A 15,801-nucleotide genomic window follows, 5' to 3' on the forward strand; every position below is an offset into this window, starting at 1 on the left:
ATGGCCGCTGACGTCGAACCGCCCCTGGTCCTGGCCTCGGGGTCACCCCGCCGGCGCGAGCTGCTCGCGTCGCTCGGCGTGGCGTTCACGGTGCGGCCCGCCGGCATCGACGAGACCCCGCTTCCGGGCGAGGCCGCCGAGGACCTGGTCCGGCGGTTGGCGGTGGGCAAGGCCCAGGCCGCGCTCGACGTCGCACCCGAGGCCGACGTGGTGGTGCTGGCCGCCGACACCGTGGTGGTCCTCGAGGGCGAGGTGCTCGGAAAGCCGGCCGACGCCGCCGAGGCCCGAGCGGTCCTTCGCCGGCTGTCCGGCCACCGCCACGTCGTGCTCACCGGTGTCGCCGTCGCCCGGCGCTCGATCGGGGGCGCCGGGCTGGGCCCGGCCTCCTCGCTCGATGTGGAGGTCGAGGCCACCGCGGTCGAGTTCCGCGCCCTCGACGACGACGAGGTCGACCGCTACGTCGCCACCGGCGAGCCGCTCGACAAGGCCGGCTCCTACGGCATCCAGGGCGGGGCCGGCGCCTTCGTGGCCTCGATCGAGGGCGACCGCGACAACGTGATCGGCCTCGGCCTGGCGACCGTGCGCCGGCTCCTGGCCGGCGCCGGCGTCAGCCTCCCGAGCTGAAGGCGTCGGCCGCCACGCCCAGCGGCGTGGGGTCGTCGCGGTCGCGCCAGAAGTCCTGGGGCACGGTGATGGGCTTGGGGCCGTGCTGGTGGCCGCGGGGGAGCCCGATCGACTCGACGGGCAGCTCGACGGCGGGGTCCAGCTCGTCGAGGCGCTCCTCGAACTGCTCGAGCGAGTCGGCCTCCACCAGCCGCCGGCGGGCGGCCGGGCCCACGGGGTAGCCCTGCAGGTACCAGCCCACGTGCTTGCGCAGGTCCCGCACGCCCACCGTCTCGCCGTGCCACTCCACCAGGCGGCGGGCGTGGTCCCGCATGGCCTCGACCACCTTGCCCACCGGTGGGGCCGAGTCGACGTGGCGCCCGTCGAACGCCGCGGCCAGGTCGCCGAACAGCCACGGCCGGCCGAGGCAGCCGCGCCCCACCACCACGCCGTCGCAGCCGGTCTCGGCCACCATCCGGAGCGCGTCGGCGGCCACCCAGATGTCGCCGTTGCCGAGCACGGGGATGGACGTGACCGCCTCCTTGAGGCGGGTGATGGCCGTCCAGTCGGCGACGCCGGAGTAGGCCTGGTAGGCGGTGCGGGCGTGCAGGGCGACGGCGGCCACGCCCTCGGCCTCGGCGATGGGCCCGGCGTCGAGGTAGGTCAGGTGGTCGTCGTCGATGCCCATGCGGAGCTTGACCGTGACCGGCACGTCGCCCGCGCCCGCGACCGCAGCCCGCACGACGTCCTGGAACAGCCGGCGGCGCCAGGGCAGGGCCGAGCCGCCGCCGTGGCGGGTGATCTTGCGCACGGGGCAGCCGAAGTTGAGGTCGACGTGCTCGGCACCCAGCTCGTTGACGAGCTTGCTGACGGCCTGGCCCAAGATGGCCGGGTCGGTGCCGTAGAGCTGGATGGACCGGGGCGACTCGTCGGGGCCGAACCGGGCGAGGTGGTGGGTCTTCTCGTGGCCCTCGACCAAGCCGCGGGCCGCCACCATCTCGCTGACGTAGATGCCGGCGCCCTGCGAGCGGCACAGCGCACGGAACGGGGCGTTGGTGACGCCGGCCATGGGGGCGAGCACCACCGGGGGCCAGACCTCGTGCGGCCCGATGTGCAGCGGGGCGCGCGCGGGCGCCGTGACGGCGGTGGGGGTCTCGAGCACGTCGGACATGGCCCGTCCAGGCTGCCAGACGACCTCGCCGGTGCCACCACCGGGACGCCCGTCATGGCGCGTCGGGCGGCGGCTCCTTGCTGGGTGGACCGCGAGCCCGCGGCCCGTCGCCGTCCCGAGAGCCCCCGATGTCGCCGCGCCGCCTCGCCGCCCTGTCCCTGCTCGTGGTGGTGCTGGCCGCCTGCTCGGGCTCGAAGGGGAGCGACGGCCTGGCCACGCCGCCGGTGGCCAGCGCCGATGCCTACACCCGCTCGCTGGCCGCGGGCCTCGCGGCGAAGGGCGGCAACTTCGAGCTCAGCAAGGCGGGGGCGGCGTGCACCGCCAAGGCCTGGGTGCGAGACATCGGCCCCCGACACCTCGCGGCGAGCGAGCTCCGACCGGAGGACCTCGAGGCGCAGGACCTGGTGCTGGGCCGCCTCGACCTCCCGCCCGAGCAGGCCGGCCGGGTGGTGGCGGCGCTGGAGCGCTGCGTGCCCGACGCCTTCGCCACCTTCCGCACGGGCATGGCGGCCGGCCAGGAGGCCGATGCCCGGGCCTGCTTCACCAAGGCGCTCGACGACGGGTTCGTGCGCCAGCTGCTGGTGGCCAGCCTCCAGGGCGACGAGGTGCCCGAGGCGCTCCGGGGCCGGCTGGCCACGGCCTCGCGGTCCTGCGGGATCCCCTACGCCGGTTGAGGCGTGGGCGCCGACGTCGCCTTCGGCGGTCGCTTCTTCACGTACTGGCGGCCGAGCACGAAGATGATCGGCAGGGTGAGCACCAGGGGCCCGACGAAGGCGAGCGGCCGGGTGAGCCACCACTGCAGGTCCGGACGGCGCACCTGCTCGTCGTGGAGCACGAAGTGCCCGAACGCCGCCCACAGGGCCATGCCGGTGGAGTGGAACAGGAAGAGCGGCAGCGAGAACCGGTTGATGACCTCGCTGACGGTGGCCCACCGGTTGGAGGTCTCCAGGCGGTGCAGCACCCACGGTCGCAGGAGCAGCGCCACCCCGGCCTGGAACAGCAGCAGGGCCAGGATGCAGATGGTGGGCGGCGCCATGTTCGAGACCTTCTCGCCGGGCACGCCGACCATGGAGCCGGGGTAGAGCTCCGAGCCCACCAGCGCCGCCAGGCCGAACAGGCCGGCCCACGCCATGCCCCAGGCCACCCGGCGCCCGGCCGCCACCAGCGGCTCCCAGAAGTAGCCGAGCTGGTGGCAGGTGGCCCAGATCACGACCATGTTCACCCAGCCGGCCCAGGACACGTCGTGGCTGAACCGGGCGACGTCGACGATGACCGCGATGCCGACGCCCCAGACCAGCACCAGCGCACCGAACTTCTCGTGCAGCCAGTGGGTGATGGGGAACAGCAGGATCAGCAGCAGGTACACGATGATGAACCAGAGCGGGCTGAGGATCAGCTTCACCGACCGGCCCACGCCGTCGACGTCCCACACCGCGACGGCCACCGAGCCGATGAGCCACCAGCCCGCCGCCAGGGCGAGCGCCGGCCGGGCCAGCTGGCCGGCTCGGCTCCAGGCGAAGCCCAGCGTGGTCCGGAAGCGGCCCTTCTCCTCGGCCGCCTCCCAGCTCTCGGAGTGGGCGAAGCCGCCCACGAAGAAGAACAGCGGCATGACCTGGAACAGCCAGGTGGCGATGAACAGGCCGTGGGTGAACCCGATGGGGTTGGAGGCGTGGGGCCCGTCGTCCTCCCAGATGATGATGGTGAACACCCAGTGCCAGGCCACCACCACGAGCAGGCTGAAGGCCCGCACGAAGTCGATGAAGCGGTCCCGATCGCCCACGGTGGGCGTGGGCGGGTCCATGAGGTCGGCGACCTGGTCGGCCGTGGTCCCCGCCGTCTCCTGCGCCATCCGCGGACACTACCGTCGCCGGATGGCCCGAACCCGGAGCTGGTGGCCGGTCGTGGCGCTCGTCGCCGGCCTCGTGGTGGTCAACGTGGTGAGCAACCGGGTGGTCTCCGAACGGCTCTACGTCCCGTGGGCCGTGCTCTCCTCCGCGGTCCTGCTGGCGTTCGCCGTGCGCCTCGACGGCCGGAGCTTTGCCGACCTGGGGCTGGCTCGCCGCCAGGTCCCCCGGGGCCTCCGGTGGGGCGCCGTGCTGGCCGGCACCGTGGTGGCCATCTACGTGGTGGGCCTGCTGCTGCCCGCAACCCACGACCTGTTCCAGGACGAGCGGGTGAAGGGCTGGACCCTCGGCGAGACCCTGTTCGCCGCCTTCGTGCGGGTCCCCCTCGGCACCGTGCTGCTCGAAGAGGTCGCCTTCCGCGCCGTGGTGCCCGCCGTGGTGGGGGCCCGCACCCGGCGGTGGGTGGCCGTGGCCGCCTCGGCCGTGCTCTTCGGCCTCTGGCACGTGCTGCCCTCGCTGCACCTCGACCACGTGAACCCGGTGGCCGACGACACCCTCGGGCGCCTGCCCCTGTGGGTCACGGTGGGCGCCTCGGTGCTGTCCACGGCGGCGGTCGGGGTGTGGTTCTGGTGCCTGCGCCGCTGGTCCGACAGCCTCCTCGCCCCCATGGCCCTCCACTGGGCCACCAACGGCCTCGGCTACCTGTTCGCTTGGTGGGCGTGGCGCTGACTCCACCCGCCGGCGGGCTGACCTGGGAACTGGTGGAACGGACCGGGCCGCGTGCGATGATGGGGCCCGTGCGCGAACCGGTTGAAGACGTCGTCCTGGCCCGAGACCCCGACGACGACTCGCCGAAGGAAGCGTGCGGCGTCTTCGGCGTCTACGCCCCCGGCCAGCCCGTGGCCCACCTGACCTACCTCGGGCTCTACGCCCTGCAGCACCGGGGCCAGGAGTCGGCCGGCATGGCCGTCTCCGACGGCACCGACGTGACCGTGGTGAAGGACATGGGCCTGGTGTCGCACGTCTTCGACGAGCGCACCCTCGCCCCGCTCACCGGCCACCTGGCCATCGGCCACACCCGGTACTCCACCACCGGCTCCAGCACCTGGCGCAACGCCCAGCCCGTCTACCGCGGCGTGGGCGAGACCCAGTTCGCCCTGGGCCACAACGGCAACCTGGTCAACACCGCCGAGCTGGCCGAGGAGGCCGGCATGCTGCCCGGCACCGTGGCGTCCGACTCGGACCTGGTGGCCGAGCTGGTGGCCCACGAGCTCGAGCGGGCCGACCAGCACGACGAGGTCGACCCCGACGCCGCGGTGGGCGCCTCGCTCGACGCTGCGGTGGCCAAGGTGCTGCCCCGCCTGCAGGGCGCCTTCTCGCTCACGATCATGGACGAGCACCGGGTGATCGGCGTGCGGGACCCCAACGGGTTCCGGCCGCTGTGCCTCGGCCGGCTCGACGACGGCGGCTGGGTGCTGGCCTCGGAGAGCCCGGCGCTCGACGTCGTCGGCGCCCACTTCGTGCGCGAGGTCGACCCCGGCGAGATGGTCATCATCGACGAGACCGGGGTGCGCTCGGTCATGCCGTTCCCGCCCGAGCGGCTCGACCCCAAGCTCTGCGTCTTCGAGTTCGTCTACTTCGCCCGCCCGGACACCCGCCTGTACGGCCGGAGCGTGCACCACGCCCGCGTGCGCCAGGGCGAGCTGCTCGCCGAGCAGGCGCCCGTCGAGGCCGACATGGTCATGGGCGTCCCCGAGTCCGGCCTCCCCGCCGCCGAGGGCTACGCCCGGGCGAGCGGCATCCCCTACGGCCAGGGCCTGGTGAAGAACCGCTACATCGGCCGCACGTTCATCGCCCCCAGCCAGGAGCTGCGGGCCCAGGGCGTGCGCATGAAGCTCAACCCGCTCAAGGAGAACCTGGCCGGCAAGCGCGTGGTGGTGGTCGACGACTCCGTCGTCCGGGGCACCACCCAGAAGCAGCTGGTCAAGATGCTGCGCGAGAGCGGGGTGAAGGAGGTCCACCTCCGCCTCACCTCGCCGCCCATCAAGTGGTCCTGCTTCTACGGCATCGACACCGGCCGCCGCTCGGAGCTGCTGGCCCACAACCTCACCGTCGACGAGATCCGCGACTACCTCAACGTCGACTCCATCGCCTTCATCACGCTCGACCGCCTGATCTCCTCCACCGGCACCAGCGGCGCCGGCTTCTGCGACGCCTGCTTCACCGGGAACTACCCCGTGGCCGTGCCGGTGTCGCTGACCAAGGGCGTGCTCGAGGTCAGCGAGCGGGTGGGCCACACCGGCGAGGCCGTGCCCGTCCCCGCCCCCGGCGACGACCTGTTCACCAGCACCCGGCTCCCCGCCGACGACGCCCACCAGGGCAGCTGAAGCCCTCTACTTCCCACCACCGGAGCAAGGACCACACCGATGGGCGAGACCTATGAAGCCGCGGGCGTCGACATCGCTGCCGGCGAAGAAGCCGTGCAGCGCATCAAGGACAAGGTGCGCTCGACGTTCCGCCCGGAGGTCATCGGCGACATCGGGGGGTTCGGCGGGCTGTTCAGCTTCGCCCAGCACCGCTACCGCCACCCGGTGCTGGTGTCGTCGACCGACGGCGTCGGCACCAAGGCGCTGATCGCCCAGGCGGCCGGGCGGTTCGACACCATCGGCGTCGACCTGGTGGCCATGTGCGTCGACGACCTGGTGTGCCAGGGTGCCGAGCCCCTCTTCTTCCTCGACTACATCGCGGTCGGCAAGCTCGACCCGGACCACATCGAGCAGCTGGTCGAGGGCGTGGCCGAGGGCTGCCGCCAGGCCGGCTGCGCCCTGATCGGCGGCGAGATGGCCGAGCACCCCGGCGCCATGGAGCCCGGCGAGTTCGACCTGGTGGGCTTCGCGGTCGGCGTGGCCGAGCGGGACCAGCTCATCACCGGCGAGCACGTGAAGGCGGGCGACGCCCTCATCGGCCTCCCGTCGCCCGGCATCCGCTCGAACGGCTACTCCCTGGCCCGCCACGCGCTCCTCGAGACGGCCGGCCGCTCGCTCGACGGCCCCGCGTTCGACGGCGCGAAGCACACCCTGGCCGAGGAGCTCCTCGTGCCCTCGGTCATCTACGCGCCGGCCATCCAGGCGCTCCTCAAGCAGGTCGATGTGCGGTCCGTGGCCCACATCACCGGCGGCGGCCTGGCCGGCAACCTCACCCGGGTGCTCCCCAAGGGCGTCGACGCGGTGGTCGACCCGCGGACCTGGGAGGAGCCCCGCGTGTTCGCCGAGATCCGCCACGCCGGCTCCATCTCGGTCGACGAGATGCGCAAGGTGTTCAACCTGGGCATCGGCATGGTGGTGGTGGTCCCGGCGGACGAGGCCCACCGGGCCATCGACGTCCTCCGGTCCCACGGCCAGCGCGCCGTCGAGATCGGCGCCGTGGAGAAGGGCACCGGCGAGGTCCGGTTCACCGCGCACGATCCGCGCTGAGGCTCGTCACGCACGCGCCGCCGGGCGCTCCTCGTTGTCGTGCCGCTGGCGCACCTCGGTGGTGTGCCCTCCCGCCTCTCGGCACAGCGAGGGAGCAGGTCACGTGGCAGAGCTCATCGACCGGCGCCGTGCCGGCCGGGTGGCCGCAACGGCTCCGCAGGCGGCCCTGCGCTACGAGCCGGTCGTCGACCTCGCGACCTTCGCGGTCGTGGGGGCCACCGTCGTGGCGCCGAGCGGTGCCCGCCACGACCTCGCGCTCCTGGGCCGGGCCGCGGCGGAGTTCGCCCGGTCGGCCCCGCCCGCCTGGTGGTTGGCCGTGCCGCTCTCGCTGGACGGGCACCGCGGCCGGGAGGTCGCCGGATCGGTGGGGGCGGCGGCCGTGGCGGCCGGCCTGGCCCTCGACCGCCTCCTCGTCGAGGTCGACCCGTCGTGCTTCGCCGACCGCGCCGCCGCCGACGCGGTCCGAGGGCTCTCGGGCCTCGGCATCCGGGTGGGGCTCAGCGGTCTCGGGCCGCACCGGACCACCCTGGTGCACCTCCGCTCGGCACCGGTCGAGGTCGTCGTCCTCGACACGACCTGGGTCGGCGGCGCCGACCCCGTGGGTCAGCGGACGCTGGCGGCGCAGCTCGCGGTCGCTCGGCGGCTCGGCCTGACCACCATGGCCACCGAGGTCGAGACCGGCGAGGGCGCGCTCCTCCTGGCGATGACCTCGTGCCAGCTGGCGCGTGGCCGGTGGTTCGGCGAAGCGCAGCCGATCGCCGCCCTCGCCCGCCGCCTCGCACCCGGTCGAGCCGTCTGAGGCCGCGGCGCCGCCACGGTCAGAGGACGCCCAGGCGTTGAGCCACCACCACCGCCTCGGCCCGCGACCGCACGCCGAGCTTCCGGTAGAGGTTGCGCAGGTGGGTCTTGAGCGTGTTGGGGGACAGGTAGAGGTCGCCGGCGATCGCCGCGAGCGAAGCAGGCCCGGCGATGGCCCCGAGGACCTCGGCCTCGCGGGCCGTGAGGCGGGCGGGATCGGGTTGGCCCGGGCCGGCCGGGTGCTCGAGCAGCGGGTGCCACGGGCCGGGGAGGGCGTTCAGGGCGACCCGGGCGGCGGCAGGGAGCTCGAGGAACGGCCCGGCCAGCGCCTCGGGCGCGGCCACGGCCAGGGCGGCCACGAGCTCGTCGGCGAGCGAGTCGCTCCCGACGTGAGCGGCGATCGTGGCCCGGGCGACCAACCGGTGCAACCGGGTGATCGGCCAGCTGGGGGCCCGCCAGGCCTCGACCTCCTCGGCGCGGGTCGGGTCCAGCTCGGCGAGGGCGACGACGGTGTCCGGCCCGATGGCGAGGTCGGCGAGCGCCGCCAAGGCCCGCCCTCGCTCGCCGAGGCGTCCGAGGGCCCGGGCGCGGAGTGCGCCGGCGCGCTGGTGCCAGGCGTCCCGGTGCGGCGCCCGCACCTCGTCGAGGAGCTGGAGCGCCAGGTCGGGATCGCCGGCGCGCAGGGCGGCCTGGGCCCGGATGGTGAGCGCCGCGGTGCGCCGGACCACCGAGCGCTGGCGGACGGCCACCTCGTCGGCTCGGGCCAGCGCGTCCTGGAGGAGGGCTTCGTCGCCCTGGAGGAGGCCGACCTGGGCGCGGGCCAGGTGGGCCTCGCCCAGCACGTGGTGGTCGGGCAGGCCGCGGTGGGCCGCTGCGGCGGTGGCGTCGGCAGCGTGGCGCAGGGCGGCCCGGGCCTCGCCTCGCAGCGCGTGGGCCCACGCCGCGGTGGCCTGGCCGTGGAGGCGGGGGAGGAACGCGACGGCGGGATCGTCGGCGATCGCGTCCAGTCGGGCCACGGCGTGGTCCCAGCGGTACAGCAGGACCTCGGCCCGGGCGGCGGCCACCGCCGCCAGCGGTCGGGCGTGACCTGGGGGCTCGCCCGGGCCGGCGTCGGCGACCGTGGCGAGGGCCCGCTCGGCGCGGGCGAGGGCGACGTCGGCCCGGGTCCCGTGCAGGACGGAGGAGGCGAAGGTGGTGTCGTGGCGGACCTGTTGGGCGGGCGTCAGGCGGGGACGGTCGAGCGTGGCGCTGGCGAGCACGTCGGTGGCGGCCTCGTGCTGGCCCGCGCCGAGGGCGAGGGCTGCGTAGTGGAGCGCCGGCTCCGGGTCGCCGTCCCAGATCGGGCGCGGCACCACCTCGAACAACGACCAGAGGTCGTGGTCGTCGCCCTGCTCGGCGGCGCGGAGCGACGAGGCCACCAGGAGCTCCACCGCGCCGGCCCAGAGGCCGCGATCGACCAGCAGCTGGATGGCCCGGCGGGGGTGGTCGGCCTCCTGGTGCCACGCTGCGGCAGCTCGCGCCAGCTCCTGGGGCCGGGGGTCGGAGACCACCTCGAGCCGCCGTCGGAGCCCCGTGGCGAGGAGCGTCGGCAGCACGAGGGCGTCGCGATCGGTGGGGTCGGGCTCGAGGATCGGTTCGGTGCGCGCCAGGGCCACCAGCCGAGCGCCGGCACCCGGACCGAGGAGCGCGTCGGCCAGCCGAGGGGAGAGCCCGTCGACGGCCGCAGCCACGAGCAGCACCTCCACCTCCTCGGCCGAGCACGCGTCGACGACGGCGGTGGTCAGCACCTCCGCCAGGGCGTCCACGATGGCGTCGACCTCCTCGGGGGTGGGAGCTGCCTGGCGGCGGCCCAGCTCCGCGGCGGCCTTGGCCGCCGTGGCCCAGCCGCCGCTGCGCTGCGCCAGCTCCCGCACCCACCCCGGTGGGTCGGCGACGTCCTCGCCGGCGGCGCCCGCCAGGGCGGCGGCGTCGAGCGCGAGGTCGGCGTCGCCCAGCACGCCGACGCGACCGTCGATGACCAGCCGCGCCACCGGCCAGTCGACGTAGCGGCGCGCGGTGGTGGCGGTCTGCACGCCGGCGTCCGCGTAGGCGCTGAGCTCGTCGGCGACGCGGTCGAGCTTCACGTCGTCGAGCAGGTGGAGGTCGTCGAACCCGACGAACGCCTCGGGCTCGTCGCGCAGCCGCTCGAAGAGGGAACCGGGGCCCCGCGCCTCGATGGCGGCCCAGGCGGCCTCGACGGCGGGGAGCGCCGGCAGGCCGCCGAGGGCGGGCGCCGGGCCGGCGACCACGAGCCGGGCCCCGCCGCGGTCCCACGCCTCCCACCGGGCGGGGGCCGCCTGGTGCCGGCGCTGGAACCAGGTGGTGCGCCCGCTGCCCGGCCGGGCGACGAGGACGAGCAGGCGCGACCGGACGGGGTCCTCGTCCCGCCCGCCCTGCAGCACTCGCCCGGTCCCGTACACAGGGAGAGAGGAACGATCGCGGCTCGCCACGTGACGGTGGGCGATCCGTTGTGGGCGAGAAGTGACGAACGTCGCATTCGTCCGTGTCAGAGTCGCCGGGTGATCGGCTCCTCCTGGGGTGCGATCGTCAGGCTCGCCGGCCCTTGCCGGCCCCACTGCGCCCCGGAGCGCCGCCCTCGGGGCGGTCGCTCCCCTGCGCGGCGTGGCCGCCTTCGCCTTCCTCGCCGCGGCGGTCGCGCTCCTGGCCTGGAGCGGGCTCCAGGGCGTCGAGGCTGCCACCGCCGCCCGCCTGAGCCGCTGGCTGGGCACCACGGCGAGCGCCAACGGCTCGGTCGTGCGGGTCGTCGTCGACGCCCACCCCGACGATCCGGCCATCCCGGCGGGCGGCCGCGTGGAGGGCGGCTTCACCATCGCCCCGGGCTGCAGCGTCGCCTTGTTCCTGGCCCCGATGCTCGGCGCCGCCGCCCTGCTGGTGCGCAACCGCCGGCTGGCCGTGCGCGCCGTCGTGCGCGCCGCTCTGGTGGTGGGGCCCGTGCTCCTCCTGGTGTCGCAGGCTCGCTTCGTCGCCACCGCCCTCCTGATCGACCACGTCGGCCAGGACCGCGGCTTCGGCCTCGCCCACGTGCTGGTGGGCTCGATCATCTCGACGGTCGGCCTCGTCGCCGGCCTCGGCACGTTCGTCTGGCTGTGCCTGCGCGCCGACGGATCGCCGTCCCCCTCGCCCCAACCAGCTTGATCCCCATCCAAGGAGAACCCGCCATGCCCCGCAACGCCCCACGCCGTCGGACCCGACGGTTCGTCGCCTCCGTCGCCGCCGCGGTGGCCGTGACCTCGCTCACCGGTGGGGCCGCCTCCGCGGCCCCGCTGCCCACCGACGCCCCGGCGCCGGGCATCTCCAAGGCCATGGCCAACGGGGTCAACGTCCGCCTCCTCGGCACCGACCAGCTCATCCCCACGGTCCAGGCCAACAACGACGGCACCATCCACCCGTTCGCCACCAACCCGGCCAACGCCATCGTGGCCGACCTCCCCGACGCCATCTCGGTCGGCGTGGTGGGCCAGGTCACCTACGCCTATCCCCGGGACACCACGTTCCACCCGGCGGCGCACCCGAACAACCTCCTGGTGTCGGCGGCCTGCTCCGGCTTGATCGCGGAGAACTCGCTGATCGAGATCGGCAACACCGGTGACTGCAGCTCCACCACGTCACCGTCGGACGGCATCCGCCTGGACCTGGGCGGCATCGGCCTCCGCGCCGGCGCGGCCTACTCGTCGTGCACCGTCGACAACCAGGGCTACTGGACCGGCGACTCCACGCTGGCCAGCGTGCGGCTGGTCACCCCGGCCATCCCGCCGTTCATCCCGGAGGTCACGCTGTTCGAGGTCCCCATCGATCCGGACCGCAACTTCGGCATCGACCTCGGCATCGCCCAGGTGATGATGAACAAGGCCACCATCATCGGTGGCGCCCAGGACGGCAACCTGATCACCGACTCCAACCTGCCCCTGCCCGCTGACGCCGACGGCGTCATGGTGGAGGCGCTCGACGTCACCGTGGGCGGTGCGCTGGGCGTCGAGACCGGGTTCCGGGTCGGCCAGTCGGTCTGCTACAAGAGCATCGCCGCCGCCCCGCCCCAGATCCCGCTGGTCCCCAAGCAGGGCGTGCCGGTCGCGGCCAGCACCGCAGCGGGCCTGCTCGGCCTCGCCGCCCTCGGCTACCGCCGCCGGGCCACGGCCGCCACCCGCTGACCGCTTCCCGCACGGGTGGGGCGGCAGCTCGCCGCCCCACCCGACCGCGTGGCGACCACCACCGTCGCCCTGCGATCCCCTGATCGGCGTGCTCGGCACGCACCACGAGAGGACCCCCAGATGTATCGATCGATCCGGCCCGGAGCCGGCGTCGCCGTCGCCGGCGCCAGCACCACCGCTGCCGTCAACGCCACCCACCTCCCCGTCACGGGCGCCAACGTGCTCGTCCTGTTGGTCGTCGGCCTGACCCTGGTCGCGCTCGGCTTCGTGCTGCTGCGCGCCCGGCTGCAGGCCCAGGCCTCCGCCCGTTGACCCCCCGTCGCCCCCCAGCCGACGGTCGCCGTGGGGTCGCCACGGCCGCCGGCTGATGGGCGACCTGGGGCTGCTCCCTGCGGTCAACACCCTCGCCTTCCTGCTGTGCGTGGTCTTCCTGAGCTACGTCACCATGATCGTGGTGGCGTACCTCCGGGAGGGCCCGCACGCGGCAGGTGACCCCACGTCGTTCGCCTGGCACGTGCTCGTGCCCTGCCTCGACGAAGCCCGCGTCGTCCGCCGCTCCGTCGAGCGGATGCTGGCCGACCTGCCGCAGGTGCACGTGTGGTGCATCGACGACGCGTCCACCGACGACACCCTCGCCATCCTGCGGAGCCTCGAAGGCCGGTCGCCACGGGTGCACGTCGTGGCCCGCACGCTGCCGGAGGCCCGCCAGGGCAAGGGCGAAGCCCTGAACGCCGGATGGGCGGCCATCCGCGCCTGGGTGCCGGCCACCACCGATCGGGCATCGGTCCTGGTCGGCGTGGTCGACGCCGACGGCGAGCTCGACGTCGGCGCGCTCCGGGCCCTCTCGGGCCCGGACTACTTCGCCGACCCCACCGTCGGCGCGGTGCAGCTGGCGGTGCGCATCGCCAACCGCTCCACCGGGCACCACGTCCGGACCACCGGGTGGGCCCGCCAGCTCCTCGTCGACCTCCAGGACGTCGAGTTCATCGGTCCCATCGCCGGGATGCAGCTGCTGCGCCGCCGTTCGGCCAGCGTCTCCATGGGCGGCAACGGCCAGTTCACCCGGCTGTCGATCCTCGACGACATCGCCTCGTGGGCCGGGACCCCGTGGCACGGGGCGCTCCTGGAGGACTTCGAGCTGGGCCTCCACGTCCTGCTCTCGGGGATGCGCACCGCCTACTGCCACCACAGCGCCGTCTCCCAAGAGGGCCTGAGCTCGTTGCGGCTGCTGGTCCGCCAGCGCAGCCGGTGGGCCCAGGGGTCCATGCAGTGCGCGCAGTACCTGCGGCCCGTGATGGCGAGCACCCGCGTGGGCAACCTCGCCGCGTTCGAGATCTGCTACTTCCTGCTGATGCCGTGGATCCAGCTGGTGGGCACGGTCATCTACGTCTTCGCGTACCTCATCCTCGTCTGGTACCTCGCCACCGTCGGCCTCTCGCCGGGGGCCTGGATCGACTCCGGCCAGTGGGGCGTGCTGCCGCTCCTGTTCCTCGGCGGCATCGGCCCGTTCTTCATCTGGGGCCCGCTGTACCGGCGCCGGACCGAGCCGGCCACCACCCGCCGGCGCGCCGTGGTGCTGGGCTTCGCCTCCTGGATCTACTCGAACCTGCACTACGTGGCCACCTGGTGGGCCTTCGCCCGGGTGCTCGCCGATCGGGACGACTGGAAGAAGAGCGAGCGGGTCTCGGGCCCGTCCGCCGAGGCCCCGGCGGTGGCGCCGTGAGCGCGCCGCCGAACGACGAGGTCGTGGTGGTGGCCGGCACCCGGCCGGAGGCCATCAAGGTCGCGCCGCTGGTGCACGCGCTGCGCGAGCCGGGCTCGCCCTGGCGCGCCCACCTCATCGGCACCGGCCAGCACCCGGACCTGGCCGACCAGGCCCTGGCCGACCTCGGCCTGTTCGCCGACGAGCGCCTCGCCCTCGATCCCGCCGACCGGTCCTCGCAGGGTCGGCTCCTCGCCGCCCTGCTCCCGCGCCTCGAAGCCGCCATCGGTCGTCGCCCTGCGGCGGCCGTGGTGGTCCAGGGCGACACCGCGAGCGCCCTCGCCGGCGGCCTGGCGGCCCTGTGGTCCCGGGTCCCGCTGGTGCACCTGGAGGCCGGGCTGCGCAGCGGCGACCTCGCCCACCCGTTCCCCGAGGAGGCCTACCGCCGCCAGCTCGGGACCATCAGCGCCCTGCACCTCACGCCCACACCGCGCGCCACGGCCAACCTCCTCGCCGAGGGGACCGCGCCGGAGCGGATCTGCTGCACGGGCAACACCGTCGTCGACGCCACCCGCCGCATCGGCCGCGCGCCGCTCCCGCCCGAGTTGGTCCCCGCCACCGGCCTCCGCCGGGTGCTGGTCACCGTGCACCGGCGCGAGAGCTGGGGCGAGCCGTTGGCCGCCGTGCTGTCGGCCATCGCCGCGCTGGCCGACGAGCTGCCCGACATCGAGGTCCTGGTCCCCGTCCACCCCAACCCCCGCGCGCGAGGTGGTCCACGGGCTGCTGGGCGGCCGCGACCGGATCCGGCTGGTCGAACCGCTGCCGTACCGCCAGCTCATCGGGGTGTTGGCGTCGTCGGCGCTGGTGCTCACCGACTCCGGCGGCATCCAGGAGGAGGCGCCCTCGTTGGGCGTGCCCGTCCTGGTCTTGCGCGAGGTCACCGAGCGGCAGGAGGCCGTCGATGCCGGCTGCGCCCGGCTCGTGGGCACCGACGCCGCCGTGGTCCTCGCCGAGGCCCGTCGCCTGCTGCTCGATCGCGGCGCGTGGGAGCAGATGGCGCAGGTCGCGAACCCGTTCGGCGACGGCCACGCCGCCGAGCGAGCCGTCGCGGCCATCGGCGCGCTGGTGGCCGGCGATCCGCTGCCGACCTCGTGGCAGCCGGCTGGCCGCGAGGGTGCCCGATGAGCGGCCGGGCTCGGCTGCTCGGTCCCGTCGTCGCCGTCCTGGCGACCGTGGTCGCCATCGTGCCGTCGCTGGTCGGCGGCCGGGCGGCCGACGGCGTGGGGATGGCCGGCCAGCGGGCGGGGACCTGTCACGACCTGCTCGAGATCGAGGAGCAGTACGCGGTGAGCGACGCCCGGCCACCGGTGCCGTGCGCCGCGACCCACCTCGCCGAGACCATGGCCCTGAAGCGGCTGCCGGCTCGGCTCGCCGACTCGGCCGAGCGCCCCAGCCTGGAGCGGCTGCAGCTGCTGGCGCCGGGCCTGAGCTGCGGGTACGCCGACGTCGTCCGGTACCTCGGCAGCGATCCGCTCGACCCCCACTGGTTCGTCACCACCGAGGTGCGGTTCCCCTCGGCGGCGGCGTGGGCGAAGGGCGAGCGCCGCTTCCGCTGCGACGTGGTCGGGTCCCGTCGCGACAGCGACGGCCGGCCCACCCGCCGGGGGTCGCTGCGGAAGATCATGGAGACGCCGACGAGCGCGGCGGTGCGCCCGTGCCTGCTCGAGGGCTCGATCGTCCCGTGTGACCTCCCCCACGACAGCGAGGTCGTCGCCGGCGAGGGGCCACCGGTCGGTGGCGGCGCGCCGCGCGCCGAGTTCGAGGACAGCTGCCCCATCGCGGTCTCGGCCTTCGTGGGCGGCAAGCTGCCGGCCGGCACCGCCGCGGCGGTCACCGACCTGGTGCCGGGCCACGCCTACTGCGTGCTCCGGCTGCCGCCGGCCGCCGGTCCGCAGCGCGGCACGCGGGCCGTGCAGGCGAAGGGCGGCGGGTCGTGAGGGGC

At 74.8% G+C, this 15,801-nt stretch carries 14 protein-coding genes and 1 pseudogene; 12 read left to right on the forward strand and 3 right to left on the reverse strand.

Going from position 1 to position 15,801, the window contains the following annotated elements; translation table 11 throughout:
* A complete protein-coding gene (locus KSP35_RS16440; RefSeq protein WP_216996896.1) occupies nt 1-624 on the forward strand; it encodes a nucleoside triphosphate pyrophosphatase in 624 nt (207 codons plus the stop codon).
* Here KSP35_RS16440 and dusB read toward each other — a convergent pair.
* Nucleotides 608-1,774, reverse strand: a complete 1,167-nt coding sequence (gene dusB, locus KSP35_RS16445; RefSeq protein ID WP_216996897.1) for a tRNA dihydrouridine synthase DusB — start codon at nt 1,772-1,774, stop codon at nt 608-610. The two genes, KSP35_RS16440 and dusB, sit on opposite strands and share 17 nt — an antisense overlap.
* A gap of 128 nt (nt 1,775-1,902) precedes the next feature.
* Between dusB and KSP35_RS16450 the strand changes: the two genes are divergently transcribed.
* Nucleotides 1,903-2,448 carry a hypothetical protein gene (locus tag KSP35_RS16450; protein WP_216996898.1) on the forward strand — a complete coding sequence of 182 codons (546 nt, stop codon included), beginning with the start codon at nt 1,903-1,905 and terminating at the stop codon, nt 2,446-2,448.
* Here the strand turns inward: KSP35_RS16450 and KSP35_RS16455 are convergent.
* Nucleotides 2,436-3,623 (reverse strand): acyltransferase, encoded by a 1,188-nt coding sequence (locus KSP35_RS16455; RefSeq protein WP_216996899.1) that lies wholly within the window; start codon nt 3,621-3,623, stop codon nt 2,436-2,438. The two genes, KSP35_RS16450 and KSP35_RS16455, sit on opposite strands and share 13 nt — an antisense overlap.
* Before the next feature lie 22 nt (nt 3,624-3,645).
* On the opposite strand from KSP35_RS16455, the gene KSP35_RS16460 reads away from it, so the two are divergent.
* From KSP35_RS16460 to KSP35_RS16475, 4 genes are all read left to right on the forward strand, one after another.
* On the forward strand, nt 3,646-4,347 hold the full coding sequence (locus KSP35_RS16460; protein ID WP_216996900.1) for a CPBP family intramembrane glutamic endopeptidase: 702 nt from the start codon (nt 3,646-3,648) through the stop codon (nt 4,345-4,347).
* A gap of 59 nt (nt 4,348-4,406) precedes the next feature.
* Nucleotides 4,407-6,005 (forward strand): amidophosphoribosyltransferase, encoded by a 1,599-nt coding sequence (gene purF, locus KSP35_RS16465; RefSeq protein WP_217002260.1) that lies wholly within the window; start codon nt 4,407-4,409, stop codon nt 6,003-6,005.
* Between the two features lie 39 nt (nt 6,006-6,044).
* Entirely contained in the window at nt 6,045-7,091 is a 1,047-nt protein-coding gene (gene purM, locus KSP35_RS16470) for a phosphoribosylformylglycinamidine cyclo-ligase (RefSeq protein ID WP_216996901.1), read from the forward strand.
* A gap of 103 nt (nt 7,092-7,194) precedes the next feature.
* On the forward strand, nt 7,195-7,890 hold the full coding sequence (locus KSP35_RS16475; protein ID WP_216996902.1) for an EAL domain-containing protein: 696 nt from the start codon (nt 7,195-7,197) through the stop codon (nt 7,888-7,890).
* 19 nt (nt 7,891-7,909) lie between these two features.
* On the opposite strand, the gene KSP35_RS16480 is transcribed toward KSP35_RS16475, so the two are convergent.
* Nucleotides 7,910-10,330: a LuxR C-terminal-related transcriptional regulator gene (locus KSP35_RS16480; protein WP_216996903.1), complete on the reverse strand. Its 2,421-nt coding sequence runs from the start codon at nt 10,328-10,330 to the stop codon at nt 7,910-7,912.
* A gap of 220 nt (nt 10,331-10,550) precedes the next feature.
* Here KSP35_RS16480 and KSP35_RS16485 point away from each other — a divergent pair, with 220 nt between their 5' ends.
* From KSP35_RS16485 to KSP35_RS24635, 6 genes and pseudogenes are all read left to right on the forward strand, one after another.
* Nucleotides 10,551-11,084, forward strand: a complete 534-nt coding sequence (locus tag KSP35_RS16485) for an exosortase/archaeosortase family protein (protein WP_216996904.1) — start codon at nt 10,551-10,553, stop codon at nt 11,082-11,084.
* Between the two features lie 23 nt (nt 11,085-11,107).
* Nucleotides 11,108-12,097, forward strand: coding sequence for a hypothetical protein (locus KSP35_RS16490; protein ID WP_216996905.1), 990 nt, complete (start codon nt 11,108-11,110; stop codon nt 12,095-12,097).
* A 120-nt stretch (nt 12,098-12,217) separates the two neighbouring features.
* Complete coding sequence (locus KSP35_RS16495) at nt 12,218-12,409, forward strand: LPXTG cell wall anchor domain-containing protein (RefSeq protein ID WP_216996906.1); 192 nt, start codon at nt 12,218-12,220, stop codon at nt 12,407-12,409.
* Nucleotides 12,410-12,464: 55 nt separating this feature from the next.
* Entirely contained in the window at nt 12,465-13,820 is a 1,356-nt protein-coding gene (locus KSP35_RS16500; RefSeq protein ID WP_216996907.1) for a glycosyltransferase family 2 protein, read from the forward strand.
* 71 nt (nt 13,821-13,891) lie between these two features.
* Nucleotides 13,892-14,984, forward strand: a pseudogene (wecB, locus tag KSP35_RS24630) (non-hydrolyzing UDP-N-acetylglucosamine 2-epimerase).
* Nucleotides 14,981-15,796, forward strand: a complete 816-nt coding sequence (locus KSP35_RS24635) for a septum formation family protein (protein ID WP_254126810.1) — start codon at nt 14,981-14,983, stop codon at nt 15,794-15,796. Before wecB ends, KSP35_RS24635 begins: the two are co-directional and overlap by 4 nt.
* Nucleotides 15,797-15,801 lie beyond the last annotated feature (5 nt).

The sequence above is a fragment of the Aquihabitans sp. G128 genome, from assembly GCF_019048865.1.
Classification (GTDB): domain Bacteria; phylum Actinomycetota; class Acidimicrobiia; order Acidimicrobiales; family Iamiaceae; genus Aquihabitans.